Source organism: Solidesulfovibrio alcoholivorans DSM 5433 (assembly GCF_000702665.1).
GTDB lineage: Bacteria > Desulfobacterota > Desulfovibrionia > Desulfovibrionales > Desulfovibrionaceae > Solidesulfovibrio > Solidesulfovibrio alcoholivorans.
In genome coordinates, this window is the sequence record NZ_JNJA01000003.1 from 372,329 (window position 1) to 397,869 (window position 25,541).

Consider the following 25,541-nt stretch of genomic DNA (forward strand, 5'->3'; position numbering starts at 1 on the left):
AACCTCATTCCTTTGTTGCGTCTGTGGGTTGCGGATCGCGCCGCAGGCAGTCCGTCATCGATTCGCCGGGTCGGCACAGGTGGAAGTCGTTGCCGAGGATGACATGGCGGTAGAGGAACACGGAAACCGGCACGCCGAGGACCATGCCCCACAGGCCGAAGAGTTTGTGGCCGACGTAGAGGATCATGAGGGTGACCAGGGGGCTGATCTTGAACATGGCGGCCACGATGCGGGGATTGAGCACGTAGGTTTCGATGGTGTGCACGATGATGATCATGACGATGGCCCACAACGCATGCCCGGGGCCGGTGGTGTTGACCGCGACGAGCACGATGGGCGCCGAGGAGATGAAGGTGCCGAGCACGGGGATGAGCCCGCAGAAAAAGACCACCGTGGACAGCAGGATGACGGGTTCGATGCCGAGGAGGTACATGCCCACGGCCGTGAACACGGTATTGACGCCGGCGATCATCATCTGCGCCCGAAAGCCCATGCCCACGACCACGGCGAAGCGCACCACGCTGCGGGCGGTGACGTCGTAGATGTCGCGCAGGCGCGAGTCGCGAAGCGCGATGGTCTTGGCGCGCAGGTTGGGCAAGTCGAGCATGATGAGGAAGCTGAACAGCGTGCCCAGGAGAAACGTGGAGACGTAGATGGAGATCTGGTTGAGCGAGTTGACGGCCAGGGTGAAAAGCGTCTCGGTCTTGACGCCGACCAGGGCTTCCAGGGTGAGGTAATCCTTCACCTTGGAGATGGGCGCTGCCATGTCCGGCGCGAGCCAGGCCCATTGGTCGAGGTGCTTGCGCAGGGTTTCCAGGGTGTCGGGCAGTTTCTTGAGGAAGGAGGAGGATTCGGCCCCGAGCTTGGGCAACACCGAGGACACGAGCAGCAGCACCAGGGCCACGAAGACGAGGTAGATCACCACGGCCCACAGCGTGCGGGGGAGCTTCGTACGTCTCGCCAGGGCCTCGATGGGGCCGCTGAAGAGAAAGCAGAGGATGTAGGTGATGAAAACCAGTCCGAACAGGCCGTAATAATTGATGAGCCAGACCAGGCCGAAAAAGGCGGCCCAGATGGCGAGGGTCTTGTTGGTGCGAAGCGCCTGGGAGATGTCGAATGGCATAGGAGGGCAGGGCTAGCACAATTCGCGCGGGGCGACAATGTCGGCGCGGTGACGGATACGGGGCGTCATTTCCGGAACCAGGAGGCCCGCAAGGACAGGACGATGCTGATGACGAGGCATGTGACCCAGGGAATGCAAACCGAAAATCCTTCGCGTTCGATGCGCACGTCGCTGGGAAGACGTCCCGGCGGCAGGCGTTGCCACAGGTCGCGCCAGAGCCCCGGGCGGTCCGCCAGGAGCATGAGCGCGCCCGCGCAGGCCAATACGAGCCCCCGGAACAAAAGCAGCTTGCCGGGAGAAAAATTCATCGGTATGCCCGCTTTTTCCCGTGAGCAACACTATCCCCAAGGCACAAGGAAGGCAATCGCCGTGCAACTCCCCCCTTTTCGCCTGGAACGCTTTTTCGCCGAACATGAATTCACCGCGCCGCGGCTGCTTTGCGCCTCCGACGGCGAGACCTTGTCCGTGGCCGACCTGTTCGCGCTCGTGCCCGGGGCCGAGGCCGGGCTTTCCCGTCTGCGCCTGGGCTACACCGATTCCCGGGGCGCTCCCGAGCTGCGCGAGGCCATCGCCGGGCTCTACGAAACCATTTCCCCGGACGACGTCCTGGTTCATGTCGGGGCCGAGGAAGCCATCTACACCTTCATGGCGGCCACGCTCGCCCCGGGTGACGCCGTCGTCGTGCCCACGCCCTGCTACCAGTCCCTGACCGACGTGGCCGTGGGCCTTGGCGCGCATGCGTCCGCCTGGCTGTGCGACCCGGCCTGGGGATTCGCCCCGGACATGGCCGAACTCGGGGCGCTGCTCGGGGGGCGAAGCAGGGCTCTGGTGCTCAATTTCCCGCACAACCCCACGGGATACATGCCCGCGCCCGAGGTGTTCGCGTCCATGCTCGAAATGGCCCGGGAACACGGGGCCAGGGTGTTTTCCGACGAGGTTTACCGTTTTTCCGAGGCCGAAGGGGTCGCGCCGCTGCCTGCGGCCTGCGACCTGGACGAGCGCGCGGTCTCCCTTGGCGTCATGTCCAAATCCTTCGGCCTGCCCGGGCTCCGCGTCGGCTGGGTGGCCTGCCGCGACCGCGAGCAGCTCGCCCGTATGGCCGCGATCAAGGACTACCTCTCCATCTGCGGCTCGGCGGTCTCGGAGTACCTGGCCGTATGCGCGCTTCGCGCGCGCGAGGCGATCCTTGGCCGCATGCGGGAGCTGCTCGGGCGCAACCGCGCGCTGCTTGCGGACTTTTTCCACGCCCGCGCGGGCATGTTCCATTTCGTGCCGCCGCGCGGCGGCCTGACCGCCTTTCCGGGCCTCGTCTCCGGCGACGCGGACGCGTTTTGCCGGGCCGCCCTTCACGAGGCCGGGCTGCTGCTGTTGCCGGGCAGGCTCTACGGCGCGCAGTGGCCGGAGCGGTTCCGCATCGGTTTCGGACGGGCGGATTTTGCGGAAAACCTGAAAAAGCTTGGCGAATTTTGCCAATTTTGGGATGCCGCGCGGGCTTAGGAAATTCGCCGGAGCAAGCGCATTTGCGCCCCGATGCCCTTGAATTTTTGTGACGTTTCAGCCACAAAAGTGCGAACGCTTCCCGGGCTCGAAGGGGGCTGTCCCCACACTTTTTTGCACACCCACAAAGGAGTCTTCCGTGGTCAAAAAACTCGTCCTGTCCCTGGCCCTCGTCGCCTTGACGGCCTCCCCCACCCTGGCGAAAACCATCATCTTCGCCACGGACGCCACCTGGCCGCCCATGGAGTTCGTCAACGCCGACAAGCAGATCACCGGCTACGCCATCGACTACATGAAGGCCGCCGGCAAGGAAGCCGGCTTCACCCCCGAGTTCAAGGCCGTGGCCTGGGACGGCATCTTCGCGGGCCTGGCCGCCGGCAAGTACAACGCCATCTGCTCCTCGGTGTCCATCACGGACGAACGCAAAAAGACCATGGAGTTCTCCACTCCCTATTTCAAGGTGCGCCAGGCCCTGGTCATTCCGGTCAAGTCCGCGGCCAAGTGCATCGACGACATGAAGGGCAAGACCCTTGGCGCGCAGATCAGCACCACCGGCCACTTCGCCATCAAGAAGGCCGAGGGCGTCAAGGACAAGTCGTATGACGAAGTCGGCCTGGCCTTTGAAGACCTCTACAACGGCCGCATCGACGGCGTGGTCTGCGACGACCCGGTCGCGGCGCAGTACGCCCTGCAAAACGATAAGTACAAGGGCGCGCTCAAGATCGCGTGCATCATCGAAGCCGGCGACGAGTACTACGGCATCGCGCTGCAGAAGGGGAACAAGGAAGACCTGGAGCTCATCAACAAGGGCATCAAGGCCGTGCAGGAAAAGGGCATCGACAAGCAGTTGCTTGCCAAGTGGATCGGCGGCGGCAAATAGCGCCACTCCCTAAGACTTCATGACGTCCGCCGGCCCGGGCCGGCGGACGTCGTTTCGTGGAACAGGCTCATGACCAAGCAATGCAAGACTCCTGTCGATGACGGCAACATTGTCATAGACGTCGGCGACGGCGCGGCTATCCCCAAATCCTCCGACAAGGGCCTCGTTTCGGCTTGGCGCTTGTCATTCGCCGGGGCCGTGATCGTCCTGGCCTGCCTGCTGTATTTCAAGCCCGACCCCTACCTGCGTATTTTCAAGTTCGTGCCCGACGGCATCCTGGTCACCTTCCAGGTCACCGTCTGCTCCATCGCCCTGGCCCTGCTGTTCGGCCTCATCACCGGACTCGGCCGCATTTCCCGCAACAAGTACATCAACCTCGTCGCCTCCACCTACGTGGAGATCGTGCGCGGCGTGCCCCTGCTCGTCCAGCTCTTCTACATCTACTACGCCCTGGGCCGCGTCGTGCACGTGCCGGACCTGCTCGCCGCGGTCATCTCCATGAGCGTGTGCTACGGCGCGTACATGGGCGAGGTCTTCCGGGCCGGCATCACCGCCATCCCCGTGGGCCAGACCGAGGCGGCGCGCTCGCTCGGGTTCAACCGCGCCCAGACCATGTATTACGTCATCCTGCCGCAGGCTTGGCGCACCATCCTGCCTCCCGTGGGCAACGAATTCATCGCCCTGCTCAAGGACACCTCGCTGGTGTCCATCCTGGGCGTGGCCGACCTGCTGCGCCGCGGCCGGGAATACGCCTCGGAATCCTTCGAGTACTTCGAGACGTTCACCATGGTCGCCGTGATCTACCTCATCATTACCCTGATCCTGTCCAAACTCGTCAGCATCATGGAGGAGCGTCTGTCCCACCATGTCAAACGATAATCCCATCATCCGCATCACGGACGTCAGCAAGTTCTTCGACGAGGTGGCTGCGCTGACCAATGTCAGCCTCGACGTGGCCACCGGCGAAAAGGTCGTCATCATCGGGCCGAGCGGCTCGGGCAAATCCACGCTGCTGCGCACGATCAACCGGCTCGAGGACATCAGCCGGGGCAAGATCGTGGTGGACGGCTTCGATCTCGACGACCGCTCCATCGACATCAACAAAGTGCGCATGGAAGTGGGCATGGTCTTCCAGAGCTTCAACCTCTTCCCGCACAAGACCGTGCTGCAAAACGTGACCCTCGCGCCGATCAAGCTCAAGGGCATGTCCAAGGACGAGGCCGACGCCCTGGCCCGCAAGCTCCTGGACAAGGTCGGCATCCTGGAAAAGGCCGACGTCTTTCCTGCCAAGCTCTCGGGCGGCCAGCAGCAACGCGTGGCCATCGCCCGGGCCCTGGCCATGAACCCCAAAATCATGCTCTTCGACGAGCCGACCTCAGCGCTGGACCCGGAGATGATCGGCGAGGTCCTCGACGTCATGGTGCGCCTGGCGCGCGAGGGCATGACCATGGTCTGCGTCACCCACGAAATGGGCTTCGCCCGGGAAGTGGCGGACCGCATCGTGTTCATGGACGAAGGGCAGATTCTCGAGGTGGCCACGCCCGCGGAGTTTTTCACCAGCCCCAAGCACCCGCGCACGCAGAAGTTCCTGGAGCAGATTCTGTAACGGGTGCCGGTGCGGGAGGACTGTCGGATCGGAGGAAGATGCCTCCGGGCCTGGGGGGATCATCCCCCCAGGACCCCCTGGGCGGGGAGACGGTAAGCGGGTGGGAGGACGGCCGGTGGGCGGTGCGTCGGGGGCTGTGGTCGCGGAAAGAGGGGCAACCCGAAGGCCGCAACGCCGGTCAGCACGTTGCCCCTCTTTCCGCGACCACGGGCGCCAGCGGCGAAGCGCCGCATTTTAAAATTTTTCCTTAAGTTTTTTTCTAGGGCGTTCAGCCGACGCACTCCCGCCCACGACCGCGCTTCCACCCGCTTCCCCAATCCCCTATCGAGGAGGTCCAGGAGGGGGTCACCCCCTCCTGGCTGCCGGAGGCATCTTCATCCCTTCATCCCTCCATTCCTTCTCGCACTCTCTCCCTGCTCCATCCCCTCATTGATTCGCCGCACTTCCGAGTACTTCCCCCTCAAATCCTCCCGTAGCGACTCCAAATTGCCGCGCCAGAGGCGCTCGGCGTCGGCGTCGGAAACCTTGTGTTCGAGTTTGATCTTGTTGCCCATGATGTGGGCGACTTGCGCCATGTTCTGCGCCATGGCGAGGCTCGAGCCCTGTTTGTGGGCGACGCGGACGGTGCCGTCATAGACGGCGGGGCGGTCGGCGAGGAAGGCGCGGATGTCGCGGTCGAGGTCGTCGAACTGGGTGGGGTTGAAGCGGATGTCGAAGCCGCCGACGGCGTCGAGGGAGGCGCGCGGCAGCAGGTGGCAGCAGCCGGAAACGGACAGACAGGGGCGGGAGTAGGCGTAGAGGCCGAGGTCCGGCGCGCCCCGGCAGGGTTCGCAGACGAAGAGGCGTTCGTTGGTTTCGGGCAGGCTTTGTTCGCCTGTCCGCGGCGGGAAGAGGTTGAAGTCGGCGGACTGGTGGTCGTTTGGCGCGTCCTTGTCCACAATGGCGCAGCCGATGGCTCCGGCGTCGGGGTGGTCGCGGCCGGTTTGCAGGAGCCGGGCGAGCCAGTCGGGTTCGGGGAAGGCGTCGTCGTCGAGGAAGGCGACGTTGCGGCAAGCGGCGACTTCGGGCAGGGCGAGCAGCCAGTTGCGCGCGCCGGGCGCGCCGATGTTGACGGGAAGGGCGACGTGCAGGAAGCGGCCTGCGGGGAAAAGCGGGGCCACGTCGCGCAGGACGTCGGCCGTATGGTCGCTGGAGCCGTTGTCGAGCGCCGCGACGAGCGCGCCGCCGAGGTCGGTTGCGGCCAGGTGGGTGAGGCATTCCCGGAACAGCTCAGCCTTGTTCATGGAGTAGAGGCACACGGCCGCTTCGCCGGGATGCGGGACGGGCGGCGCGGTCCGGGGGCGCGACAGCGCGAAGGCGCGAAGCGTCAGGTTGCCGTGCTGGGGCAGGGCGCGCCACGCGCCGAGGCAGGCGGCGAGCGCTTCGCCCCTGCGCCCCAGGCGTTCCAGGCAGTGCGATGCGGCGATGGCGGCGTAAAGGCCCCAGGCATCCGGGTCGAGGGCGGCGAGTTTTTCGAGGGCGGTTTCCGGGGGCAGGCGCAGCACGGCCAGTTCGGCGGCGAGGCGGGCGAAAAGGGGGGGCGGGATGCTCCCGGCGAAGCCGTCGAGAAGGGCCGCGGCGAGGCCTGCGTCCGGCAGGCGGCACAGGCTGCCGAAAGCCGGGGCGAGCCGGCCCAGGGCGTGGCTTTTGTCCTTGGCGGCCACTTCCAGGTAGCGCGCGACGAGGTCGGCGTCGCCGCTGGCCCTGATCTGTTCGAAGGGGATGTCCGTCGGCGCGTGGTGCATGGCCGCCCGGACCAGACGTGTCGTGGCCGCGGCCCGGGACGGCAGGAAGGGGTGGTTGCGCTGTGTCTCCTCGAGCAGGGCGAGGTTTGCCGCGTCGAAGGGGGTTTCCGCAAACGCCAGGGCAAGCAGTCCCTGTGCGGCGGCCAGGCAGTCGGCGTTGCCCTGGCCGAGGAGGATGCGGCACAGGGACAGGCGCAGTTCCTTTTGCTCGCTCGTCAGGGCCCAGAGGGGCAGGGCGTCCAGGATGGCGGGCAAGAATTCCGGGGAGGGAACGGGCAGGGCGGGCAGGGGCATGAAACCGGTCGCGGACGGCATGGCGGTCCTTTTCCCTTGGTTGCGATGGTGGTAGGCTGCCTTCCGCACTACGGAAACACCGGCCAAAAGTCCATCGGCCGCTCTTTGTGGTTGAATTTCCCCCATGCGGGAGGTCCAGGAGGGACAGCGTCCCTCCTGGCCACCGGAGGCATTTTTCACCCATGCTCCACATCGACCTCTCCACGGCGGCCCGGGCACTTCGCGCCGGGGGCTGCGTGGTCTACCCGACCGAGACGTTTTTCGCCCTGGGCGCGCTGGCGACCGAGGCGGCGGCGCTTGCGCGCGTCGTGGCGATCAAGGCCCGGCCGGCGACCAAGCCCTTGCCGCTGCTCGTGGGGGAGATGGGGCAGCTTGCGGGCGTGTTGCGCGAAGGGTTCCTGGACGGCCCGCTGGGCGCGGATTTCGAGGCGCTGGCCGCGCGCTTCTGGCCCGGACCGCTTTCGCTCGTCGTGCCGTGCCGGGAGGATTTGCCCGTTCTGGTCAAGGACGCGCGGGGCTATGTTTCGCTGCGTTTTACGCCGCATCCGGCGGCGGCGGCCTTGTGCCGTCTGGCGGGCGGAGCGGTGGTCGCCACGAGCGCCAATGTGAGCGGGTTCCCGCCGGCGGCGACGCTGGAAACGCTCGACCCCGCGGTGGTTGCGGCGGCGGACGGCGTGGTCGCCGCGGGGCCGGCGCCCGGCGGCGGCCAGGCGTCCACCGTGGCGGGGCTTGCCGGCGGGCGGCGGCTTGCGATTTTTCGCGAGGGCGCAACGCCCCTTGCGGCGTTACGGGCGGCCGGGTACGAGCCCTGCGCGCCGTAGGCGGGCGAGCACGTCCTCGGGCGCGATGCGCACCATGCAGGGCAGGGGCCTGGCGCAGCCCGGGGCGAATTCTCCGGACGTCACCGCCGTGCAGGGCGCGCAGGGCAGGCTGGCGCGGAGGATCTCCAGGCCGGCCGGTCCCCACTGTCGCGGCGACGTCGGGCCGAAAAGCGACACCCCCGGCACGCCGTGCAGGCCGGCGAGGTGCATGGGGCCGCAGTCCGGCCCGACCACGAAGCGGCAACCGCGCAGGGCTTTTGACAACGCTTCGAGGTCCTCCGGTTCGAGGATTTCCCCTGCCTGCGGCACGAGGCCCCGGTCCCGTTCGACCGGGCCGATGACGAAAACGGGGCGCACGCCATATTCCCGTAACAACCGCGCCAGATGCTGCCAAAGGGCCAGCGGCCAGGCCTTGTCCATGTGCCCGGCCCCGGGAAAGAGGAGCGCCGCATCGCCCGTCGGGGCATGCCCGCCGAAATACCCCTGGAACGCCTCCCGGTAATCCTCCGCAAAGGGGATGCCCCAGCCGCCAAGGGCTTCGCGGTACAGGGCCAGGGGCGAAACGTCGCGCCCCGGCACGACGCCGGGGACGAAGCGGAACCCCTCCCAGGGAGGCAGCGCCGGCCGCGCGGCCAGCCCCGGCCGGAAAACCCATGCGTTTTCGAGTTCCTTGGGCCAGGCGTCGCCCGCGAAACGCGCGTCCAGGGCGCGGCGGAGTTCCGGCGGACAGGGCGCGGCCAGGGGGGCGAGCCAGCGGCCATGGGACGGCGGCGCGGCCCAGCAGGCGGGGACTGCCGGGAAATGGCGCGAAACGGAAAGAAAAAAAGGCCAGGCCAGAAGAAAATCTCCAAGGGCTCCGGCATGTTCCAAAACGATCTTGTCAGGGGGCTGCATTTCGCGTAGTCTCACGGATAAGAAAAGACGTATTTTTATAAACGCTTGAGGCCTCTTTCCCAGCGCGCCCGACCGGCGGGCCGCAAGATGGGACGACGCCTTGGGCCCGTCCGGGAGCCGACGACACATGGCCCTTACCAAACCCTGCCCCCATTGCGGCCAGCCCGTGGTCCACTACCGCAATCCCGTGCCCACGGTGGACGCGCTCATCCATATTCCGGGGCGCGGCGTGGTCTTCGTCAAACGCCTCAACGAACCCTTCGGCTGGGCCTTGCCCGGGGGCTTCGTGGATTACGGCGAACCCGCCGAGAAGGCCGCCATCCGGGAGGCCAAGGAGGAAACGGGCCTCACCGTGGAGTTGACCGGACTCTTGGGCGTGTATTCCGATCCCGCCCGCGATCCCCGGCAGCACACCATGAGCGTGGTCTACATCGCCCAGGCCCTCGACCCGGACGAACTGGCCGCCGGCGACGACGCCAAGGAAGTCGACGTCTTCCCCATAGGCCAATGGCCCAGCCCCCTCTGCTTCGATCACGAACGCATTGTCAACGATTATGCGATGTTAATTGGAAAGTATAAAATCTGATCCGTTTGCCGCCATGGTGTGCTTACTGTTTCGGGCGGCGGAGGGCAAGCGGCGCTTTGTCCGCGCATGCGCGGCAACGCCGCACGCCGTCACGGGAAACGGGCGGCTTCGGGCTCGAGAACGCAACCGGCCAGGCCGAGGAGCGCGATGAAGTTCCATCACAAGGTCCTCTTTGTCGCTTCGGAGATGTACCCTTTTTCCAAGACCGGCGGTCTTGGCGACGTCATGGGCGCGTTGCCCAAAGAACTCAAGCGGCAGGGCGTCAATGTCGCCTTGATCGCACCGTATTACGGCCGGCTCAACACGAGCGACCACCAGTTGCGGCTGATCTATTCCAAATGCCGCGTCGGCTATCCCTGGGCCCCCATCACGGCGGACATCTACACCGCCACCTGCGACGACGTGCCGGTGTATTTCGTGCAGCGCGGCGAATACTTCGACCGCCGTTTCTATTACAATACCCACGACGGCGATTATTTCGACAACTGCGAGCGCTTCATCTTCTTCTGCCGGGCGACCATGGCCTGGGCCAGCCGCCTGGACGGCGCGCCGGCCATCGTCCACGCCCATGACTGGCAGGCGGCGCTGGTGCCGGCCTATCTGCGCTTTTTGCGCCCGGAAGCGCCGTTTTGGCGCAACACCAAGACCGTCATGACCATCCACAACCTGGCGTTCCAGGGCCGGTTCGCTTCGCGGCTCTTCTGGGATTCCGGGCTGCCGCGCGAGGCCTGGAACATGGACGGGGCCGAATTCTGGGGCGATTTCAACCTGCTCAAGGCCGGCATCGCCTATTCCGACATCGTCACCACGGTGAGCCCCACCTACGCCTTGGAGATCCTCTATCCCCAGTTCGGCTGCGGCCTGGAGGGCATTCTGTCCAAGCGCTCGGCGCAGCTGCGCGGCATTTTAAACGGCGCGGACTACACCGTTTGGGACCCCATCAACGACCGCTACCTGCCGAGCGCCTACAGCGCCGACGACCTGTCCGGCAAGGACCTCTGCCGGCGCAACCTCGTGGCCGAACTCGGCCTCGACCGCCGTTTCTTCAAGCGGCCCATCCTCGGCTTCATCGGCCGCATCCGCGACCAGAAGGGCGTCGATCTGCTCATCGACATCATGCCGAGGCTCATGGAACAGGACGTGGCCGTGGTGGTCCTCGGCGAAGGCAGCCTGGACTACGAGGCCGTGCTCCTCGACATGATGGAAAACTACCCCGGCCGCCTCGTGGTGCGCATCGGCTACACCGAGGACCTTGCCCACCGCATCCAGGCCGGGTCGGACATCTTCCTCATGCCCTCGCGCTACGAGCCCTGCGGGCTCACGCAGATGTACGCCCTGCGTTTCGGCACGCCGCCCGTGGCCACGGCCGTTGGCGGGCTGCGCGACACCATCGTCTCCTGGCCCGACCCCGAGGCCACGGGATTCACCTTCCGCGAGCCCGATCCCGAGCTGTTCTTCCGGGCCATCCTTGACGCCCTGGAGATGTGGCGGCAACCGGAAGCCTGGCGCGGCATGGTCCGGCGCGCCATGCGCGCGGATTATTCCTGGGAAAAGGCGGCCAAGAACTACATCAGCCTCTACCGGGAGCTTGGCGCGGACATCTAGTGTTGTGTCCCTTAAAAAATAGGGTAGTCTTTCTTAGCGAAGAAGAAGTGTTCGAAACTTTTGTCCTCGAAAAAGCGGAAGCCTTCTTCGAGGACGCGACATGAGGCTCCCGGACCGCCGCACGCCGACCCGCATGGCCCGTGTTGGCGACCTGCGGCCGCTTGCGGCGCTCTTGTCGCACAACCGGCCCGGAATCGTCGCCGCCTTGCCTTACCGGCAGTGATCGAGGCGACCACAAAGGAGTCCGTCATGTCAGCGACCGCCCTCAAAAAGCCCCAAACGCCATGCCTGCCCGTGGACATCGGCGAACTTGACATCTACCTCTTCGGCCAGGGCCAGCACTGGGACCTCTACCGCGTGCTCGGCGCGCATCCCCATGACGGCCCCGAAGGCCCGGGCTACCGCTTCGCGGTCTGGGCCCCCAACGCCAAAGGCGTTTCCGTGGTCGGCGACTTCAACGGCTGGACGCCGGAGCTGCACAAGCTCTATCCCGTGGCCGCGTCGGGCATCTGGGCCGGATACGTTCCGGGCATCGCCCAGGGCGCGCTCTACAAGTTCTCCGTGGTGCAAAAAGACGGCAATACGGTGGAAAAGACCGACCCGTTCGCCTTTTTCGCCGAGATGCGGCCGGGCGTGGCTGCCTGCGCCTGGAGCCTCGACGCCTACCAGTGGAACGACGCAGCCTGGATGGACGCGCGCCGGGCGCACGATCTTCCGCTTGACGACGCCGTTTCCGTCTACGAGGTCCATGCCGGTTCCTGGCGCTGGAAGACCAAGGATTACGGCTCGTTTTATACCTACCGCGACATGGCCGAGCAGCTCGTGCCCTACGTCAGGGACCTGGGTTTCACCCACATCGAATTCATGCCCCTGGCCGAGCATCCCCTGGACGAGTCCTGGGGCTACCAGACCGGGCATTATTTCGCCCCGACCTCGCGCTTCGGCACGCCCGAGGACCTGCGCTTCCTGATCGACGCCTGCCACCAGGCCGGCATCGGCGTCATCCTCGATTGGGTGCCCGGGCATTTCCCCAAGGACTCCTGGTGCCTGGGCCGCTTCGACGGCACCGGGCTCTTCGAGCACGAAGACCCGCGCCAGGGCGAACACCCCGACTGGGGCACCTACGTTTTCAACTACGGCCGCCACGAGGTGCGCAACTTCCTCCTCGCCAACGCCCTCTACTGGTTCAAGGAATTCCACATCGACGGCATCCGCATCGACGCCGTGGCCAGCATGCTCTACCTCGACTACTCGCGCAATGAAGGGGAGTGGATTCCCAACAAGTACGGCGGCAAGGAAAACATCGACGCCATCGACTTCCTGCGCGACCTCAACGTCGTGGTGCACGAGCATTTCCCCGGCGCGGCCATGATCGCCGAGGAATCCACCTCCTGGGCCGGCGTCTCCCGCCCGGTCTACACCGGGGGCCTCGGGTTCACCTTCAAGTGGAACATGGGCTGGATGAACGACACCCTGGACTATTTCACCAAGGATCCGGTGTTTCGTTCCTACCACCAGAATCAGCTCACCTTTTCCATGCTCTACGCCTTCCATGAGAACTTCGTCCTGCCGCTTTCACACGACGAGGTCACCCACGGCAAGGGCGCGCTCATCTCCAAGATGCCGGGCGACCAGTGGCAGCAGATGGCCAACCTGCGCCTTTTCCTCTCCTACATGTGGGCGCACCCCGGCAAAAAACTCGTCTTCATGGGCTGCGAGTTCGGCCAGTGGAAGGAGTGGAATTCCCATGAGCCCCTCGACTGGGTGCTGACGGAATTTCCGCCCCACCAGGGCGCCATGTCCCTCGTGCGCTCGCTCAACGCCCTGCACAAGGCCTTCCCGGCCATGCACGTCCGCGACAACGACTGGACCGGCTTCGAGTGGGTCGATCTCTCGGATTACGCTTCCTCCGTCATCACCTTCCTGCGCAAGGCCCCGGATGGCTCGCAAATTCTCTGGGCCTTCAACTTCACGCCCATCATCCGCGAAGACTATACCGTGGGCTGCCGCGTCCCCGGATTCTGGAAGGAAATCTTCAATTCCGATTCGGCGTTCTTCGGCGGCACGGACAGCGGCAACGGCGGAGGCGTCATGGCCAAACCCGCCACCGTCGGCGGCTGGCCCCATTACCTGTCCCTGACCCTGCCCCCGCTCGCCGCCGTCGCGTTTACGCCGGAATAGGGAAGCGCTGGGAGGCGCATATTTGAAGAATACGCCTCCCGCCGCGCCCAAAGCCCGCCCGGGCCGACTGACCACCGCTCAAAGGACAGGCTTTCTTTTTCGTATTAACCAGCATTAGCGCAACAAAAGCAGTATTCCATGACTCCAATCGCCGCTCCTCCCGCTCCCCCTTTGCTCCTGACCCTCGGCGACGCCAACGGCATCGGCCCGGAACTGGTCTGCCGCCTTCTTTCGGAGGAACCCCAATGCCGCGCGTCGTTGCGCCTTGGGCTCATCGGCCCCGAAGCGGCCCTTGTCGCCCACTGCGAGCGCCTTTCCCTGCCCAGGTTCTGGACGCCGCTTCCCGCCGACAACCCCGACGCCCTGGCGGCCTCGCCGCCCGGCGTCTATCTGCTGACGCCGCCGCGCCTGGACGGGCTGCCGGTCACGCCCGGCAAGGAAACCCCGGCCGGAGGGCTCGCCGCCGGCGAATCCCTGGAATACGCCACGGCGATCCTCGCCCGTCATCCCGACTGGGGCCTCGTCACGGGGCCGCTCTCCAAGGCGGCGCTCAACGCAGCCGGTTTCGCCTTTCCGGGGCATACGGAGTTTTTGGCCGAACGCTCGGGCGTGGGGCCGTCCGGGGTGTGCATGCACCTGTGCGGACCGGTGCTGCGGGTCAGCCTCGTCACCACGCATCCGCCCCTGGCCCGGGTGCCGTCGCTCGTCACCTACGACCGCGTGGCGCTGTGCCTGGCGCTCACCTGGGACTACGTGAAGCGCCTGGGCCTGACGGACAAGCCCATCGCCGTGTGCGGGCTCAATCCCCATGCCGGGGAGGGCGGGTTGCTCGGGAGCGAGGACGAGGCCGTGGTGCGCCCGGCCGTGGCGGCCGCCGTGGCCAAGGGGATACGCGCCATGGGGCCGCTGCCGGCGGATACGGTCTTTCACCGGGCGGTGGGGGGCGAATTTTCCGCCATCCTGGCCATGTACCACGACCAGGGACTGCCGCCGCTCAAGATGCTGCACTTTCGCGAAACGGTGAACGTCACCCTGGGCCTGCCCTTCGTGCGCACCTCCGTCGGCCACGGCACGGCCTTCGCGCTCGTCGGCACGGGACAGGCGGATACCGGCAGCCTGCGGGCGGCGTTGCGCCTGGCGCGACAGATGACGGGTGGCGCGGCCTAGGCCGCGCCACCTCAAAAATACGTCAGGCCACGACCCATACGGCCAAGCCCTTGGCCGCCTGGATGATCTTGGTCGAGACGCTGCCGAAGAGGAATTCCTCCTGCTTGGACACGCCGCGGCGGCCGACGACCACCGTGCCGTAGTCGCCTTCGTCGGCCAGGCGCAGGATTTCCAGGGCGATGCTCGTGCCGATGCTGCACTCGCGCGATTCGCGTAGCGGCGAACGGCAGCTTTCCACGAACCGCGTCTCCACCCAGGCGGGCGGGAGGCCCGCGGCGAGCAGCATGTCGCGGGCGTCGGCCAGGGCCTTGTGGGTGAGCGTCACGCGGTGCGCGCATTCCTCCTTCCAGGACGCGTCGTCGGGAAACAGGTCGCGGTCCGGCGGCCGCTCGATGGCCGCCACGGTCACATGGCGTTGCGGCCCCACGCCGGTCATGGCCGCGGTGTAGGCCACGGCGCGCCGGGAGTTTTCCGAGCCGTCGAAGGCGATCAGGATTTTTTCGGTGTTCATGGCCGCTCCGTTTGGCGAGGGGTCAGCGCTGGCCGCGCACGGCGTCGAGCGCCCGTTCCAGGTCGCGGATGAGGTCGGGCGTGGCGTCGTAAAAGACGTTGGCCGCCATGGAAAAGCGCAGCAGCACGTTGTTGAGCGCTTCCGGCACGTAGGGGAAGAGCTTGCGCAGGTTGACGATGCGGTTGGGAAACATGATGGAGCAGTCTTCCGTCGTGATGCGCGCGCGGACTTCCGGCGAGACGGACTGCGTGGTGTGCTGCCCCATGCCGACGAGGAATTGGATGATGTTGCCCAGGCCAAAGAGGTCCAGGCCGAACGGGCTGTCCTGGAAATCGAAGGTGTAGTCGAAATCGATCCAGGTATAGGTCCCGGAGTCGTAGCGCACGTAGAGATGGTCGCGGCGGACGTCGCCGTGCTTTTCGTTGTGCGCGTGCAGCCAGGCGATGGCCTGGCAGGCCTCGATGAAGTGCGTGAGCACCTCCGGGAAGAGTTCGAAGAAATAGTCCCGGTGGGGCATTTCCAGGGCCTCGATTTTTTCGTCCAGCCGCTTGCCCGGCACCACGTCGAGGATGCGCACGGGGTTGCCCGCCGTATCGGGGATGGTTTCGCCCTGCATGAAACGGTCGTCGCCGCGCACGAGGTCGAGGATGCGCGATTCCTTGCGCGGGCTGCGCGTGCAGGTGACGACCATGGATCCGATGGTCATGGGAAAGGATTCGTGGAACACGAGCTTGACGAGGCGGCGTTCCCCTGTTTCCAGGTCGCGGCAGCGTTTGACCCAGAATTTCGGGTCTTCCATGCCGAAACGGCGCTCGGCTTCGTCGCGCAGCACCAGGAAATGGCGCTCGCCCAGGGCGATGACGTCGCCGTGGCCGATGCGCATGAATTCCGTGGTGTCGGTATGGATTTCCCCCACGTGCCGGGCGGGAAAATCCGGGGCCAGACGGGCGAGCAGTGCGCGGGCGGATGGGGGCAAGGCGACCTCGTTGCGTACGTTTTTTCGTATCTATGCACCAAAGCGGCATAAGGGGCAATGGCTGGCCGGGAATTCCCGCTCCGACGGCCGGTTGGGGGCAGGGGCGCTTGTCCCGCGCCGCGGAAAAAGGCAAGGCGTTTGAACGGCCCCGGTGTGGCGGATTGCCGGGAAGCGGACGGGATTGAACGCAGGCGCGTCCGGGAGCGGGTCGCGAAAGGGGATGGCGATGGCGGCGACGACTGCGCGGGGCGGCGGCGGATGGACGGGCAAGGCGTTCTGGTGTGTCCTGTGGGCGGCGCTTGGCGTGTACCTCCTTTCCCGCACGGCCAGGATGAACGCCGACCCGGACCTCTGGGGCTATCTCGCCTTTGGCCGGCTTTTCTGGGAGGGCGGCTTTCCCTACAAGGACGTCTTTGCCTTCACGCCCGTCAAGGACGCCTGGGTCTACCACGAGTGGCTGCTCGGGGTGCTTTATTACAAGGCCGTGGCGTATTTCGGTCTCGAATTCCTGCAATGGCTCAAGTACGCCGCGCTCCTGGCGACGCTTGCGCCCCTTGTGCGCGTGGCCGTGCGCCGGGGCGGGCGGCAGGCCACGGCGTACTGCGCCATCCTCTACGTCATGCCCGTCTTCACCATGAATGCGAGTCCCGTGCGGGCCAAGGTCTTTTCCCACCTGTTCTTCGCCGTCACGGTACTGGTGCTGGAGTTGTGCCGACGCAAACGGTTCACGTACGGGTTGTGGCTGCTTCCTTTGTTCGCCTTCTGGGCCAATCTGCACGGCGAGGTGGCGGTGGGGTTTCTCGCGCTTGGCGCGTACGGCGTGGGTTCGTTTTTAAACGGCGAACGGGGCCTTGCCGCGCGCTATGCCGCCGTGACGCTCGGCTGTTTCGCCGCCTCGTGCGTCACGCCCTACGGGCCGGCGGTGTGGAAATTCTTCCTCTACGCCTGGGGCCATTCCCGGCCGGACATCCTGGAGTGGCAAAGCATTTTTCATTTCGTCCGGGGCAATCCGGGCTTCGGCGTCTTTTTCGCGACGCTGACGCTTATCGTCGTGGCCGCCGCGATGCTGGGCAAGGGCAGGCGCGAGGCGGTTTCGCTGCTCATGCTGTTCGGGTTCCTTTTCGCCGCGGCCAAGTCCGTGCGCATGCTGACCTATCTGTGCCTGGCCATCGTCTTGTATGTGCCGGCCTATCTGGATGCGTATGCGGCGCGGCTGGCCGTGCGGCTTGCGCCGTTTCGCCGTGCGGTTTTGTCGTGTCTGGCCCTGGCGGCCCTGGGCTATGGCGTGTGGCAGGGGGCTGCGCTTTGGCGGCGGGGCATTGCGCGCATCGTGGTTACGGACATTGCCGCCCACGACCCGGGAGCCGGATTCATGTATTATCCTGTGGACGGCCTGCGCCACATCCTGGCTACGAAGTGCGCGGGCCGGATCATGCCGCAGTTCGCCTGGGGCGAGTATTTGCTGTGGGAGCTGCCGCCGTCGTTTAAAATCGGCATGGATGGCCGCTACGAGACGGTCTACGACGACGCCTATACCGACGCCTATTTCGCTTTCGTAAACGGCAAAAGCGATACCGGCGCATTCCTCGACAAATACGGCGCGGACATCGTGGTGCTCAAAAAATCGGAGAAGGCCTGGGAGAACATGCGCTGCCTGCCGGATTGGGAGGAGGCGTTCGGTAACGAGGGCTACAGCGTGTTTTATAGAAAAACGCCAGCCGCATCTTGAGCGATTAGAGCGGCAAAAAGAAAATGGGCCTTGCGGCAAATAGCCGCAAGGCCCTGATTTTCTTGGTGGAGGCGATGGGACTTGAACCCACTACCTATGCGTTGCGAACGCATCGCTCTCCCAGATGAGCTACGCCCCCGTTAGGAAGAAGGGGTATAGGCGGATTCCGGGGACGGGTCAAGGAATCCCTGGCCCGCCCGCGCAAAAAACCTTTGCACGGCAAGTGGTCCGGTCACGGTTGACCCGATGCTCCGTGTCTGCCACAGTGAGGATCGGAATTCCCCGGAACCATTATGTCTTTTTTGGCCGCAAGGCCGAAGGAGCCCTGTTCATGAAAGTCCATCGCGCCCTGCGGATGGAGCGCTGCATCGGCTGCCACTCCTGTTCCCTGGCCTGCGCCAGGCTTGTGTATAAAAATTTTTCCTGGAACACCGCAGGCATCCGCATCCGCTCCACGGGCGGCGTCTCCAGCGGGTTCCAGGCCGTGCTCTGCCTGGCCTGCGACCCAGCCCCATGCGCCGCCGCCTGCCCCACGGGCGCCATGAGCCCGCGCAAATCCGGCGGCGGGGTGCTGCTCAAAAAATCCCTGTGCGTGCAGTGCGGCAAATGCGCGGCCGCCTGCCCGGTGGAGGCGATCAACCTCGACGCCGCCGGAAACCCCAGCGTGTGCATCCACTGCGGCCAGTGCATCCCCTTTTGCCCCCACGACTGCCTGGAGCTGGTGGAAGCCGCCGCCCCGGCCGCGCCCTGCCTGGAGAGCTGCAATGTCGCCGAAAAATAACGACCCCGACCTGTTCCGCGTCCTCGTCTATGATCTTTCCGCCAGGCGCGGCGACATCGTCCTTGTGCCCGGGCGCGGGCAATACATCGGCGGTTCGGGGCTGGCGGCGCTGCTTTTCGAGAAATACGGCCTGCCCACGGCCCCGCCGTTCGATCCCGGCCAGCCGCTCATCTTCGCCATCGGCCCGGCCACGGGCTACTTTCCGCTCATGAGCAAGACCGTGTGCGGCTTCAAGTCGCCCTACAACGGCAACTACGCCGAATCCCACGCCGGCGGCCGCTCGGCCCTGGCCCTGCGCTTCGCCGGCTTCGACGCGCTGGTCGTCACGGGCAAGGCCGCGCGCCTGTCCACGCTCGTCGTGGGGGCGCGGCGCATCGAGCTCCTCGACGTCCACTACCTGCGCGGCGCGGACGTCTTCACCACGGGCAAGCTCCTGCGCAAGATCGCCGCCGGCGCCTCGGGCCACCGCAGCATCATGCGCATCGGCCCGGCAGGGGAAAACGGCAGTGCCTACGCCTGCATCAACGTGGACACCTACCGCCACTTCGGCCGCCTCGGCGCGGGCGCCGTCATGGGCGCGAAAAACTGCAAGGCGCTCGTCGTCATGGGCGACGGCGACCTGGCGCTCCCCGAGGACAAGGCCTATCCGAAGTTGTTTAAGGAAATCCACGACAAGGTTACCGCGTCGGGGATGATGGAGAAATACCACAACCTCGGCACGCCGGCCAACGTGCTGCCCCTAAACGCCCTCAAATCCCTGCCCTGGCGCAATCTGGCCGCGACCACCGACCCGGAGGCGGACAAGATCTCCGGCGAGGCGTTCGCGGAAAAGCTGCTCATGCACAACGCCGCCTGCGCCGGCTGTCCCGTGGGCTGCATCCACGTCGGCATGGTGCGCGAGATGTTCTCCGCTTCCCACCGCTTCGCCATCCACCAGGTGGCCTACGACCACGAGCCCAACTTCGCCGCCGGCCCCATGCTCGGCGTCACCGACCCGAGCGAGGTGCTGGCGATAAACGACGTGGCCGACCGCCAGGGCCTGGACATCATCTCCGCCGGCGTGGCCCTGGCCTGGGCCGTGGAAGCCACGCAAAAGGGACTCGTTTCCGAAAAAGAGACCGAGGTGAAGCTTGCCTTCGGCGACGCGGCCGCTTTCAAGCGGGCGATGTGGCTGCTTGGCCACAAGGTCAACGACTTCTACGCCGCCCTGGGACAGGGGGCGCTTGTCGCGGCCAGACAGTACGGCGGCGAGGACTTCGCCTGCGTGCTCGGCCAGGAGATGGCCGGCTACGCCACGGGCGAGACCTATTTCGCCTCCCAGACCGTGTCCTTCCGCCATTCCCACCTGGACACCGGGGCCTATTCCTACGACCAGAAACACAAGGAGAAGGACGTGGACGCGGTGGTCAAATTCCTCGTGGACGACGAGCGCGAGCGCGTGCTTTTGACCTGCCTCGTGGCCTGCCTGTTCGCCCGCGAGGTCTACAAGCCCGAGGTCGTCGCCGCGGCCCTGTCCTGCCTCGGGCATGGGGAGCTCGCGGCCGGCATCGATACGGCAGCGGAAAACGCCCGCCGGGCGCGTTGGAGACTGAAGATCGCCACGGGATACGATCCGCTTGCCACGCGCATTCCCAAACGCTTCGCGGAAATCGAGACCTGGAAGGGCCCCGTGGACGCGGCCTACATGGAGGCGCTGCGCGCGGGATACGCCGCGGCCGTGCTGTCGCTTGGCGCGCCGTTGCCTTCCGCGTGACGGTACGGTTTCATCGGGTGGCATTACGGCGGTGGGCCGTGCATATCGCCGTGCGCTGTGGTAATGGACGGGCATGATCCTTTATTCTCCCGCCTCGCCCATTCCCGCCAAAGGAGACGCCCATGGCCGATCAAGCGCATGACGCGGCGAAAAAGCCCCTCGCCGCGGTCCTCAAGGACGCCGGGGCCACCCCGGAAGGACTGACCGGGGCCGAGGCGGCCAAACGTCTTGCCGCAAATGGCCCCAACGCCCTGCCCGAGAAGAAGGTCAACCCGCTCCTCAAGCTGTGCGGCTACTTCTGGGGCCCCATTCCCTGGATGATCGAGGCGGCGGCGATCCTCTCGGCCGTGGTCGGGCACTGGGCCGACCTCACCATCATTTTGGTGCTGCTCGTCTTCAACGCGGCCATCGGCTTTTTCGAGGAGCACAAGGCGGAAAACGCCCTGGCCGCGCTCAAAAACCAGCTGGCGCTTCGGGCCAGGGCGCTGCGCGACGGGGCCTGGGGCGGGGTGGACGCCGCGACCCTGGTCGTCGGCGACGTCATCCGTCTGCGCCTGGGCGACGTCATCCCGGCCGACGCGGTCTGCCTCGAGGGCGACTACCTGAGCGTCGATCAGGCGGCGCTCACCGGCGAATCCCTGCCCGTGGCGAAAAAAGTCGGCGACACGGTCTATTCCGGGGCCGTGGCCAAACAGGGCGAGATGGTGGCCGTGGTCACGGCCACCGGCTCCGGCACGTTTTTCGGCAAGACCGCGCGCCTGGTTTCCACGGCGGGCGCGACGTCCCATTTCCAGAAAGCCGTGATGACCATCGGCAACTACCTCATCTACCTCACCCTCGCCATGGTCGCCGTGCTCATCCTCGTCGGCCTCGACCGGGGCGAAAAGATCCTCGAACTGGCCCAGTTCGCGCTCATCCTCACCGTGGCCGCCATCCCTGTGGCCATGCCCGCGGTGCTGTCCGTGACCATGGCCGTGGGAGCGCTTGCGCTGTCCAAACTCAAGGCCATCGTTTCGCGACTGGAAGCCATCGAGGAAATGGCCGGCATGGACATCCTCTGTTCCGACAAGACCGGCACGCTCACGCAAAACAGGCTCACCCTGGGCGAACCCATCGTTTTCGCGGCCAGGGACGCGGCCGAACTCCTGCTCCTCGGCGGCCTGGCCTCCAAGGCCGAGGACCGCGACGCCATCGATCTGGCGATCCTGGAGAGCCTGCCGGACCAAAAGGCGCTGGCGGGCTACAAACAGACGGCGTTTACGCCCTTCGACCCCGTGGGCAAGCGCACCGAGGCGGCCGTGACCGACGCCGCGGGCGCGGCGTTTCGCGTGACCAAGGGCGCGCCGCAGGTGATCATGGGGCTGTGTTCCCTTTCCGCCGCCGATGCACAAAGGGCCGACGCCGCCGTGGAGGAACTCGCGTCCAAGGGCTCGCGTACGCTCGGCGTCGCGCGCAAGGACGGGGAGGGGGCCTGGGTGTTTTGCGGTATCCTGCCGCTGTCCGATCCGCCGCGTGAGGATTCCGCCGCGACCATCGCCAAGGCCGGCGAGCACGGTATCGCCGTCAAGATGGTCACCGGCGACAACACGGCCATTGCCCGGGAAATCTCCAGGGAGCTCGGTCTTGGCCAGAGCATCGTTCCGGCCGGGGGCTTTTTCGCCGAGGGCGCGGATGTTTCGCGCCTGGGCGTGGACGTGGAGGAGCGCATCGAAGCCGCGGACGGCTTCGCCCAGGTCTTTCCCGAGCACAAGTACGGCATCGTCAAGGCGCTCCAGAACAGGGGGCACTTGGTCGGCATGACCGGCGACGGCGTCAACGACGCCCCGGCGCTCAAACAGGCCGATGTCGGCATCGCCGTGTCCGGGGCCACGGACGCGGCCCGCGCCGCTGCCGACCTCGTGCTCACCGCGCCGGGCCTGTCCGTCATCGTCGAGGCCGTGGAATACGCCCGGCGCATCTTCGAGCGCATGAACTCCTACGCCATCTACCGCATCACCGAGACCATCCGCATCATGCTCTTCGTGGTGCTCGCCATCCTCGTCTACAACTTCTATCCGATCACCGCGGTCATGATCATCCTGCTCGCGCTTTTAAACGACGTGCCCATCATGACCATCGCCTACGACAACACCTACCTCGACCCCAACCCCGTGCGCTGGGACATGCGCCGCGTGCTCACGCTCTCCACGGTTCTTGGCGTCATCGGCGTCATCGAGACCTTCGGCCTGCTCATCCTGGCCAAGACCTATTTGAAGCTCGACCTGGCGCAGATCCAGTCCTTCATCTTCCTCAAGCTGGCCGTCGCCGGGCATCTGACGCTTTTCGTCGCCCGCTCGCGCAAGCCCTTCTGGGCGCCGCCCCATCCCGCGCCGGCCATGATCTGGTCGGCCCTGGCCACCAAGGCCCTGGCCACGGCCTGCGTGGGCCTGGGCTGGTTCGTGGCCGCCGTGCCCTGGGAATACGTCGGGCTCATCTGGGGCTACTGCATCATCTGGCTTTTTATTGAAGACTGGGCCAAGCTCGTGGTATACGGACACTTGGCCATGGAACCTCCGGCGCAGCACCGGCATATCCTCGGCCGTGTCAACCGTCCGCTGCATCCCGCCGCAGTGCGTGCGGCAAAGCCCTAACCCCATCCGTTCCCTCTCAAGGAGCACCCCATGCCGCTTTTCACGGAACTGCCCGCTTACGCCGCCCTGGCCGAGCATTTCGAGATCGCCAGGGACCTGCGCATGCGCGACCTGTTCGCCGCCGACGCCGGCCGGTTCGACAAGTTCTCCCTGCGCCTGGGCGACATCCTCTTCGATTATTCGAAAAACCGGGTGACGGAAGAGACCATGTCCCTGCTGTTTGAACTGGCCCGGCAGGCGGGCGTCGAGGCCCGGCGCGACGCGATGTTCTCCGGCGAAAAAATCAACCGCACCGAGGACCGGGCCGTGCTGCACGTGGCGCTTCGCAATCGCGCCAACCGCCCCATTCTGGTCGACGGCGCGGACGTCATGCCCGATGTCAACCGGGTGCTCGCGCAGATGCGTGATTTCTGCGCGCGCATCCACTCCGGGGCCTGGAAGGGATACACTGGCAAGAAGATCACCGACGTGGTCAATATCGGCATCGGAGGCTCGGACCTGGGGCCGCAGATGGCCTCGCTCGCCCTGGCCCATTACGCCGTGCCCGGCATGACCGCGCACTTCGTCTCCAACGTGGACGGCACGCATCTGGCCGAGACGTTTAAGCGCGTCGATCCCGAGACGACGCTTTGGATCATCGCGTCGAAAACCTTCACCACGCTCGAAACCATGGCCAACGCGCACACGGCGCGCGACTGGTTCCTCGCCCATGCCAGGGACGAGGCCGCCGTGGCCCGGCATTTCGTGGCCCTTTCCACCAACGCCGCCGCCGTGGCCGCCTTCGGCATCGACACGGAGAACATGTTCGCCTTCTGGGACTGGGTCGGTGGGCGCTATTCGCTGTGGTCGGCCATCGGGCTTTCCATCGCCCTGGCCGTGGGCTTCGACAAGTACGCGGCCATGCTCGAAGGGGCGTTTGCCGCCGACGAACACTTCCGCACCGCACCGCTGGATAAAAATATCCCCATCGTCATGGGGCTGCTCGGCATCTGGTACAACAATTTTTTCGGCGCGCAGACGCAGGCCATCCTGCCCTACGACCAGTACCTCACGCGCTTCGCCGCCTATTTTCAGCAGGGCGACATGGAGAGCAACGGCAAGTCCGTCTCGAACGACGGCCGGTTCGTGGACTACACCACCGGCCCCATCATCTGGGGCGAGCCCGGCACCAACGGCCAGCACGCCTTCTACCAGCTGATCCACCAGGGCAGAAAGCTCATCCCCTGCGATTTTCTGGCCGCGGCCAAGAGCCTCAATCCCCTGGGCCGGCACCAGGACATGCTGCTGTCGAACTTCTTCGCCCAGACCGAGGCCCTCATGCGGGGCAAGACCGTGGAGCAGGCGCGCGAGGAGCTTGCCGGCAAGGGCTATGCGCCCGAGCGCCTGGAACTGCTGGCCCGGGCCAAGTCCTTCGAGGGCAACCGGCCGACCAATTCGTTCCTTTACGACTCCCTGGACCCGAAGACGCTCGGCACGCTCATCGCGCTCTACGAGCACAAGATTTTCACCCAGGGCACGATCTGGGACATCAATTCCTACGACCAGATGGGCGTGGAGCTCGGCAAGGTGCTGGCGGGCGCGATCCTAAAGGAACTGGAAGACGCAAAGCCCGTGGCCTCGCACGATTGCTCGACCAACGGGCTGATCAATTACTACAAGATGTTGCGCGGATAATGATATCGCTTCTCCCGTCAGGGGAGGAGGGCCGGGCATACGGATTACGCCGCAACTGTCGTCGGCACGCCGCGGTCTGGAAGCGTTTTCCGCACGTTGCCAGCGAAAATGCGCCATTGCGGGATGCTGCCGTTCCTCTGCTGTGGAGCGTGCAAGCACTATGAAGCGCAGCGGCTTTTGGGACAGAGGCATCCATGCGCGACGAGGCAAAACGAGCCCTGATCGAGCGATATCTTGCCGCCTATAATGCGCTTGATGTCGAGGGCATGATGGAAACGGTGCATCCTGATGTTGAATTCAGCAACATCGCCAATGGCGAAGTCAACGCGAGGACCTCGGGCGCTGAGGCGTTTCGTGCGTTGGCGGAGCAATCAAAAAAATTATTCGCGTCCCGGAAGCTGGCCGTGACAGGATTTGAAGCAGCCGGCGACATGGCGAACATCTCATTGGATTTTCACGGTGTTTTGGCGGTCGATCTTCCCAATGGATTGCATGAGGGCGATTGCATAACGCTCTCCGGTCGATCCGAATTTGTCTTTTGCGACGGCAAACTCTCGAAGATTACGGACATCAGCTGAGCGCAGGCTGTTTCGCCAGCCGCAGCAGCCTGTCCGCCACGATGGCGGCGGCCATGTCCCGCTTGAGTTCCCCGGAAACCACGAGTTTGCCCGTCACGTCCATGGGCTCGCTGGCATGGGCCGCGGCCAGCTCCTGCTCGAAGGCCGCGCGCAACAGCCGAAACGATTCCTCCACTTCGGGATAGGCGTTGTCCTCCCGCCACGGCAGGCGCAAGGTCTGCCCGGTGCCGCGCATGGCGTGGCTCGGCGTGGACAGGCTGTAATGGCCCGCCGGCGGCGCGCCGGCGCGCTCGTGCTCGTGCGGGTGGCAATGGGCCTGCCACGAAGCCGGCGGCTCGGGAATGGTCGATTCCACGCGCACGTAGGGCAGGGCGAGGCCTTTTTCGTGGCCTTCCAGGATGACGGAATAGGTCAGTTCCGGCCGCAGGTTGCCACGTTGTTTCTCGATGCGCCAAGTGATGAGCATGCAAA

23 protein-coding genes and 1 tRNA gene are annotated in these 25,541 nt (G+C 65.6%); 16 read left to right on the forward strand and 8 right to left on the reverse strand.

Annotation, left to right across the window (positions count from 1 at the left end):
• Positions 1-4: 4 nt before the first annotated feature.
• Both Q368_RS0107740 and Q368_RS0107745 read right to left on the reverse strand, forming a co-directional pair.
• Positions 5-1,123, reverse strand: coding sequence for an AI-2E family transporter (locus tag Q368_RS0107740; RefSeq protein WP_052360071.1), 1,119 nt, complete (start codon positions 1,121-1,123; stop codon positions 5-7).
• Positions 1,124-1,188: 65 nt separating this feature from the next.
• A complete protein-coding gene (locus tag Q368_RS0107745; protein WP_029458546.1) occupies positions 1,189-1,431 on the reverse strand; it encodes a DUF2905 family protein in 243 nt (80 codons plus the stop codon).
• Positions 1,432-1,492: 61 nt separating this feature from the next.
• Between Q368_RS0107745 and Q368_RS0107750 the strand changes: the two genes are divergently transcribed.
• From Q368_RS0107750 to Q368_RS0107765, 4 genes are all read left to right on the forward strand, one after another.
• Positions 1,493-2,620: a pyridoxal phosphate-dependent aminotransferase gene (locus tag Q368_RS0107750; RefSeq protein WP_029458545.1), complete on the forward strand. Its 1,128-nt coding sequence runs from the start codon at positions 1,493-1,495 to the stop codon at positions 2,618-2,620.
• Positions 2,621-2,759: 139 nt separating this feature from the next.
• Positions 2,760-3,500, forward strand: coding sequence for a basic amino acid ABC transporter substrate-binding protein (locus Q368_RS0107755; RefSeq protein WP_029458544.1), 741 nt, complete (start codon positions 2,760-2,762; stop codon positions 3,498-3,500).
• A 69-nt stretch (positions 3,501-3,569) separates the two neighbouring features.
• Positions 3,570-4,379 carry an amino acid ABC transporter permease gene (locus Q368_RS0107760; RefSeq protein WP_029458543.1) on the forward strand — a complete coding sequence of 270 codons (810 nt, stop codon included), beginning with the start codon at positions 3,570-3,572 and terminating at the stop codon, positions 4,377-4,379.
• Positions 4,366-5,106, forward strand: coding sequence for an amino acid ABC transporter ATP-binding protein (locus Q368_RS0107765; RefSeq protein ID WP_029458541.1), 741 nt, complete (start codon positions 4,366-4,368; stop codon positions 5,104-5,106). The genes Q368_RS0107760 and Q368_RS0107765 overlap by 14 nt, the downstream gene beginning before the upstream one ends.
• Positions 5,107-5,480: 374 nt before the next feature.
• Here the strand turns inward: Q368_RS0107765 and Q368_RS0107770 are convergent, their stop codons facing one another.
• Positions 5,481-7,205 (reverse strand): glycosyltransferase family 2 protein, encoded by a 1,725-nt coding sequence (locus Q368_RS0107770; RefSeq protein WP_052360070.1) that lies wholly within the window; start codon positions 7,203-7,205, stop codon positions 5,481-5,483.
• A 161-nt stretch (positions 7,206-7,366) separates the two neighbouring features.
• Here Q368_RS0107770 and Q368_RS0107775 point away from each other — a divergent pair, with 161 nt between their 5' ends.
• Positions 7,367-8,005 carry an L-threonylcarbamoyladenylate synthase gene (locus Q368_RS0107775; RefSeq protein ID WP_029458539.1) on the forward strand — a complete coding sequence of 213 codons (639 nt, stop codon included), beginning with the start codon at positions 7,367-7,369 and terminating at the stop codon, positions 8,003-8,005.
• Here the strand turns inward: Q368_RS0107775 and Q368_RS0107780 are convergent.
• The gene (locus Q368_RS0107780) at positions 7,970-8,899 is read right to left on the reverse strand and encodes a glycosyltransferase family 9 protein (RefSeq protein ID WP_029458538.1); all 930 of its coding nucleotides are present in this window, start codon (positions 8,897-8,899) and stop codon (positions 7,970-7,972) included. The two genes, Q368_RS0107775 and Q368_RS0107780, sit on opposite strands and share 36 nt — an antisense overlap.
• Positions 8,900-9,026: 127 nt before the next feature.
• On the opposite strand from Q368_RS0107780, the gene Q368_RS0107785 reads away from it, so the two are divergent.
• From Q368_RS0107785 to pdxA, 5 genes are all read left to right on the forward strand, one after another.
• On the forward strand, positions 9,027-9,485 hold the full coding sequence (locus Q368_RS0107785; RefSeq protein ID WP_029458537.1) for an NUDIX domain-containing protein: 459 nt from the start codon (positions 9,027-9,029) through the stop codon (positions 9,483-9,485).
• Positions 9,486-9,632: 147 nt separating this feature from the next.
• Positions 9,633-11,090 (forward strand): glycogen synthase GlgA, encoded by a 1,458-nt coding sequence (gene glgA / locus Q368_RS0107790; RefSeq protein ID WP_029458536.1) that lies wholly within the window; start codon positions 9,633-9,635, stop codon positions 11,088-11,090.
• A gap of 100 nt (positions 11,091-11,190) precedes the next feature.
• Positions 11,191-11,313 (forward strand): hypothetical protein, encoded by a 123-nt coding sequence (locus tag Q368_RS27270; protein ID WP_281174618.1) that lies wholly within the window; start codon positions 11,191-11,193, stop codon positions 11,311-11,313.
• Between the two features lie 26 nt (positions 11,314-11,339).
• A complete protein-coding gene (gene glgB, locus Q368_RS0107795) occupies positions 11,340-13,271 on the forward strand; it encodes a 1,4-alpha-glucan branching protein GlgB (protein WP_029458535.1) in 1,932 nt (643 codons plus the stop codon).
• 138 nt (positions 13,272-13,409) lie between these two features.
• Complete coding sequence (pdxA, locus tag Q368_RS0107800) at positions 13,410-14,438, forward strand: 4-hydroxythreonine-4-phosphate dehydrogenase PdxA (RefSeq protein ID WP_029458534.1); 1,029 nt, start codon at positions 13,410-13,412, stop codon at positions 14,436-14,438.
• Positions 14,439-14,460: 22 nt separating this feature from the next.
• Here pdxA and Q368_RS0107805 read toward each other — a convergent pair whose 3' ends face one another.
• Entirely contained in the window at positions 14,461-14,949 is a 489-nt protein-coding gene (locus Q368_RS0107805; RefSeq protein WP_029458533.1) for a universal stress protein, read from the reverse strand.
• A gap of 22 nt (positions 14,950-14,971) precedes the next feature.
• Positions 14,972-15,925 carry a serine/threonine protein kinase gene (locus Q368_RS0107810; RefSeq protein ID WP_029458532.1) on the reverse strand — a complete coding sequence of 318 codons (954 nt, stop codon included), beginning with the start codon at positions 15,923-15,925 and terminating at the stop codon, positions 14,972-14,974.
• A gap of 226 nt (positions 15,926-16,151) precedes the next feature.
• Here Q368_RS0107810 and Q368_RS0107815 point away from each other — a divergent pair, with 226 nt between their 5' ends.
• Positions 16,152-17,654: a hypothetical protein gene (locus tag Q368_RS0107815; protein WP_029458531.1), complete on the forward strand. Its 1,503-nt coding sequence runs from the start codon at positions 16,152-16,154 to the stop codon at positions 17,652-17,654.
• Positions 17,655-17,717: 63 nt separating this feature from the next.
• On the opposite strand, the gene Q368_RS0107820 is transcribed toward Q368_RS0107815, so the two are convergent.
• Positions 17,718-17,793, reverse strand: a tRNA-Ala gene (locus Q368_RS0107820).
• A gap of 192 nt (positions 17,794-17,985) precedes the next feature.
• Between Q368_RS0107820 and Q368_RS0107825 the strand changes: the two genes are divergently transcribed.
• From Q368_RS0107825 to Q368_RS0107845, 5 genes are all read left to right on the forward strand, one after another.
• On the forward strand, positions 17,986-18,435 hold the full coding sequence (locus Q368_RS0107825) for a 4Fe-4S binding protein (RefSeq protein WP_029458530.1): 450 nt from the start codon (positions 17,986-17,988) through the stop codon (positions 18,433-18,435).
• On the forward strand, positions 18,419-20,188 hold the full coding sequence (locus Q368_RS0107830; protein WP_029458529.1) for an aldehyde ferredoxin oxidoreductase N-terminal domain-containing protein: 1,770 nt from the start codon (positions 18,419-18,421) through the stop codon (positions 20,186-20,188). Before Q368_RS0107825 ends, Q368_RS0107830 begins: the two co-directional genes overlap by 17 nt.
• A 122-nt stretch (positions 20,189-20,310) precedes the next feature.
• Positions 20,311-22,818 carry a plasma-membrane proton-efflux P-type ATPase gene (locus Q368_RS0107835; RefSeq protein ID WP_029458528.1) on the forward strand — a complete coding sequence of 836 codons (2,508 nt, stop codon included), beginning with the start codon at positions 20,311-20,313 and terminating at the stop codon, positions 22,816-22,818.
• A gap of 30 nt (positions 22,819-22,848) precedes the next feature.
• Positions 22,849-24,492: a glucose-6-phosphate isomerase gene (pgi, locus tag Q368_RS0107840; RefSeq protein ID WP_029458527.1), complete on the forward strand. Its 1,644-nt coding sequence runs from the start codon at positions 22,849-22,851 to the stop codon at positions 24,490-24,492.
• 194 nt (positions 24,493-24,686) lie between these two features.
• Positions 24,687-25,070 (forward strand): nuclear transport factor 2 family protein, encoded by a 384-nt coding sequence (locus Q368_RS0107845; RefSeq protein ID WP_029458526.1) that lies wholly within the window; start codon positions 24,687-24,689, stop codon positions 25,068-25,070.
• Here Q368_RS0107845 and Q368_RS0107850 read toward each other — a convergent pair.
• Positions 25,063-25,536: a hypothetical protein gene (locus tag Q368_RS0107850; protein ID WP_029458525.1), complete on the reverse strand. Its 474-nt coding sequence runs from the start codon at positions 25,534-25,536 to the stop codon at positions 25,063-25,065. The genes Q368_RS0107845 and Q368_RS0107850 overlap by 8 nt on opposite strands.
• Between the last annotated feature and the right edge of the window lie 5 nt (positions 25,537-25,541).

Coding starts and splice junctions, on each gene's coding strand:
- Q368_RS0107740 (WP_052360071.1), bottom strand. CDS start 1,123: ATGCCATTCGACATCTCCCAGGCGCTTCGCACCAACAAGACCCTCGCC.
- Q368_RS0107745 (WP_029458546.1), bottom strand. CDS start 1,431: ATGAATTTTTCTCCCGGCAAGCTGCTTTTGTTCCGGGGGCTCGTATTG.
- Q368_RS0107760 (WP_029458543.1), top strand. CDS start 3,570: ATGACCAAGCAATGCAAGACTCCTGTCGATGACGGCAACATTGTCATA.
- Q368_RS0107765 (WP_029458541.1), top strand. CDS start 4,366: ATGTCAAACGATAATCCCATCATCCGCATCACGGACGTCAGCAAGTTC.
- Q368_RS0107770 (WP_052360070.1), bottom strand. CDS start 7,205: ATGCCGTCCGCGACCGGTTTCATGCCCCTGCCCGCCCTGCCCGTTCCC.
- Q368_RS0107775 (WP_029458539.1), top strand. CDS start 7,367: ATGCTCCACATCGACCTCTCCACGGCGGCCCGGGCACTTCGCGCCGGG.
- Q368_RS0107780 (WP_029458538.1), bottom strand. CDS start 8,899: ATGCAGCCCCCTGACAAGATCGTTTTGGAACATGCCGGAGCCCTTGGA.
- Q368_RS0107785 (WP_029458537.1), top strand. CDS start 9,027: ATGGCCCTTACCAAACCCTGCCCCCATTGCGGCCAGCCCGTGGTCCAC.
- glgA (WP_029458536.1), top strand. CDS start 9,633: ATGAAGTTCCATCACAAGGTCCTCTTTGTCGCTTCGGAGATGTACCCT.
- Q368_RS27270 (WP_281174618.1), top strand. CDS start 11,191: ATGAGGCTCCCGGACCGCCGCACGCCGACCCGCATGGCCCGTGTTGGC.
- glgB (WP_029458535.1), top strand. CDS start 11,340: ATGTCAGCGACCGCCCTCAAAAAGCCCCAAACGCCATGCCTGCCCGTG.
- pdxA (WP_029458534.1), top strand. CDS start 13,410: ATGACTCCAATCGCCGCTCCTCCCGCTCCCCCTTTGCTCCTGACCCTC.
- Q368_RS0107805 (WP_029458533.1), bottom strand. CDS start 14,949: ATGAACACCGAAAAAATCCTGATCGCCTTCGACGGCTCGGAAAACTCC.
- Q368_RS0107815 (WP_029458531.1), top strand. CDS start 16,152: ATGGCGGCGACGACTGCGCGGGGCGGCGGCGGATGGACGGGCAAGGCG.
- Q368_RS0107825 (WP_029458530.1), top strand. CDS start 17,986: ATGAAAGTCCATCGCGCCCTGCGGATGGAGCGCTGCATCGGCTGCCAC.
- Q368_RS0107830 (WP_029458529.1), top strand. CDS start 18,419: ATGTCGCCGAAAAATAACGACCCCGACCTGTTCCGCGTCCTCGTCTAT.
- Q368_RS0107835 (WP_029458528.1), top strand. CDS start 20,311: ATGGCCGATCAAGCGCATGACGCGGCGAAAAAGCCCCTCGCCGCGGTC.
- pgi (WP_029458527.1), top strand. CDS start 22,849: ATGCCGCTTTTCACGGAACTGCCCGCTTACGCCGCCCTGGCCGAGCAT.
- Q368_RS0107845 (WP_029458526.1), top strand. CDS start 24,687: ATGCGCGACGAGGCAAAACGAGCCCTGATCGAGCGATATCTTGCCGCC.
- Q368_RS0107850 (WP_029458525.1), bottom strand. CDS start 25,536: ATGCTCATCACTTGGCGCATCGAGAAACAACGTGGCAACCTGCGGCCG.